Raw genomic sequence first — 1,878 nt, 5'->3', positions numbered from 1 at the left:
GTGCCGACAGGGGAACGAGAGTCCGACACGCCGAGCAGCGCCTTAAACACGCTGATGACGGTGGCCAGCGCATTGTAAGCCGTCTTGGCGTCAGCAATGACGGATGCGGACAAGATCGAGCCCGCCCCGGCAATCGCGTTTTCGATGGCGGCGGCCAGCGTATCCAGATCGGTCAGAATGCTGTCCACGCGCGTCTTCCACGTCGCGTCGTCATAGCTGATCGTCAGCGTGGACCCGGCGGCGGTGGAGAACGCGCCAAGCGCCCCAGACAGCGCCGTTTCAGCCGCCGTGATGGCCAGTGCATAGGGTGCCATCGCCGGGAACGACGACAGGTAGCTGGTGACGGTGGCGGCGGCGTTCAGCCCGGCCTGCCCGTAATTTTTCACCTTGGCCACGTCCAGCGTGATTGTGGTGACGCCATTGGTAGTGGCGACCGTGCAGGCCGCCAGCACGGCGGCGGACAGGCCGAGTGCTGACGAACGCATGAAATTGCGGCGAGAGAGGGATTTCATTTCGTGGTATCCTTGAAGATGGTGACAACGGAGCCGGGACCGGCCAGGGGCGGAGCGGACGGGCCGGCGCTCTTGCGCAGGAGCATCCCGGCGTTGACCGCCTGCCCCCAGTTCGCAGCGACAAAGCTGAGCGCGCGATAGAGCGGCCAGAGCTTCGACCCGTCCGGCGGCGCGGGGATCTGGGTGCAGACCAGGCCAATCGCGCCCACGGCGATCAGCGCGTAGCCCACCCATGCGGAATACGGATCAGGCAGTTGCGTCAGGGCCAGAATCAGCGTGCTGGCAACGCCCCCGGCCTTGGCCGTCTGAACGACCGTGGCTTTCTTGGGTGTGTCGGCCATTGGATTATCCTTCTCCAAAAGGCCCCATGCGGAAAAACGCATGGCGGCCAATCGTGCAGCGGTAGAATTGAGGAGCAGCCCACGCAGGCGGGCGCGGCATGCGCGTGTCATAGTAGCTGTCTGCCCCGTTTGTGATGTCTGGGAGCGCGCCAGAGACAAGCAGGGCGGCCATTTGCTGCGCCTTTTTGAACTGCGGGTCTGAATCGGTGACGGTCAGTGCCTGCGCCCGGTTCGGATCACTCGGGTTCCAGCAGGAGAACTGCCAGCGCGCCATGCACACGCCCGCAATGTCGTGGCCCCACCACGCGGGCCGGGCGGCACGGTTTCCGATCACCCCAAGCACCGCCAGCATGCCGCGCGCGCCTTCGCCCCTCGCCTCACCCCAGGCTGTTCGGGCTGCTGCTTGCGTTGGGTCAGTGAGCGGGAGCGTCAGCATTGCCGCCCCCTGTATCCACAAGGTGGTGCCGGTGCAGCCAGCGCACGTCGCCGAACACGTAATCATCGACCGTGGCGCTGGAAAACAGCGTCCCGCCTACCGCGCCCGCCACGCAGAATACGATCGCGCAGACGCCGCCCCAGTATTTGATCCGGGCCTCGCGCGTCTGGGCCACGACCAGCGCCTGCTGCGCGATTTCGGCCTGCCGTTTCTGCGCGCCAGTGTGTTCGGCAAGCTGGCGGGTCAGGTCGTACAGGCCATTGCGCAGATCGGTCATCGCGGTGCCCGCCGCCTGCGCGCGGGCCTGCCCCTCGGCGCGAATAGCAACCACCTCCCGCATGAGCCCGTCCTGCCCCTTTTCCAGACCGTCCAGACGGCCATTGATTTGCGCAATTTCCTGCGAATGGCCGTCTACAACGGCACGCAGGTCATCCTCAGCCGCGCCGCCTTCTGCCGCGCACCGTTCGTCAAGCATTTAGATTCCAGACATAAAAAACCGCCTCACAGGGCGGCGGGTAGCGCTCAGATAGAGGGCCGTTACGAGGCCGGGGCCGTGGGCAATGCCGTGCTGGTTGTGTCCGTGCCGCCG

The 1,878-nt window shown here is 65.7% G+C and carries 4 protein-coding genes; all 4 read right to left on the bottom strand.

Translation table 11 applies throughout. From position 1 onward, the window contains the following. A partial coding sequence (locus tag J2D77_RS17065) for a hypothetical protein (protein ID WP_207847729.1) occupies positions 1 to 512 on the bottom strand: 512 nt, incomplete at its 3' end. Next, positions 509 to 853, bottom strand: coding sequence for a hypothetical protein (locus tag J2D77_RS17060; RefSeq protein WP_207847727.1), 345 nt, complete (start codon positions 851 to 853; stop codon positions 509 to 511). The genes J2D77_RS17065 and J2D77_RS17060, both read right to left, overlap by 4 nt. Before the next feature lie 4 nt (positions 854 to 857). Next, positions 858 to 1,289 carry a cell wall hydrolase gene (locus J2D77_RS17055; protein WP_207847725.1) on the bottom strand — a complete coding sequence of 144 codons (432 nt, stop codon included), beginning with the start codon at positions 1,287 to 1,289 and terminating at the stop codon, positions 858 to 860. Beyond that, positions 1,267 to 1,764 carry a hypothetical protein gene (locus J2D77_RS17050; RefSeq protein ID WP_207847723.1) on the bottom strand — a complete coding sequence of 166 codons (498 nt, stop codon included), beginning with the start codon at positions 1,762 to 1,764 and terminating at the stop codon, positions 1,267 to 1,269. The genes J2D77_RS17055 and J2D77_RS17050 overlap by 23 nt, the downstream gene beginning before the upstream one ends. Between the last annotated feature and the right edge of the window lie 114 nt (positions 1,765 to 1,878).

Origin of the sequence: Acetobacter garciniae (assembly GCF_017377735.1) — a bacterium.
GTDB lineage: Bacteria > Pseudomonadota > Alphaproteobacteria > Acetobacterales > Acetobacteraceae > Acetobacter > Acetobacter garciniae.
The sequence above is the reverse complement of the archived record's forward strand: the minus strand, read 5'-3'. Positions and strand labels throughout refer to the sequence as shown.

Coding starts and splice junctions, on each gene's coding strand:
- J2D77_RS17050 (WP_207847723.1), bottom strand. CDS start 1,764: ATGCTTGACGAACGGTGCGCGGCAGAAGGCGGCGCGGCTGAGGATGAC.
- J2D77_RS17055 (WP_207847725.1), bottom strand. CDS start 1,289: ATGCTGACGCTCCCGCTCACTGACCCAACGCAAGCAGCAGCCCGAACA.
- J2D77_RS17060 (WP_207847727.1), bottom strand. CDS start 853: ATGGCCGACACACCCAAGAAAGCCACGGTCGTTCAGACGGCCAAGGCC.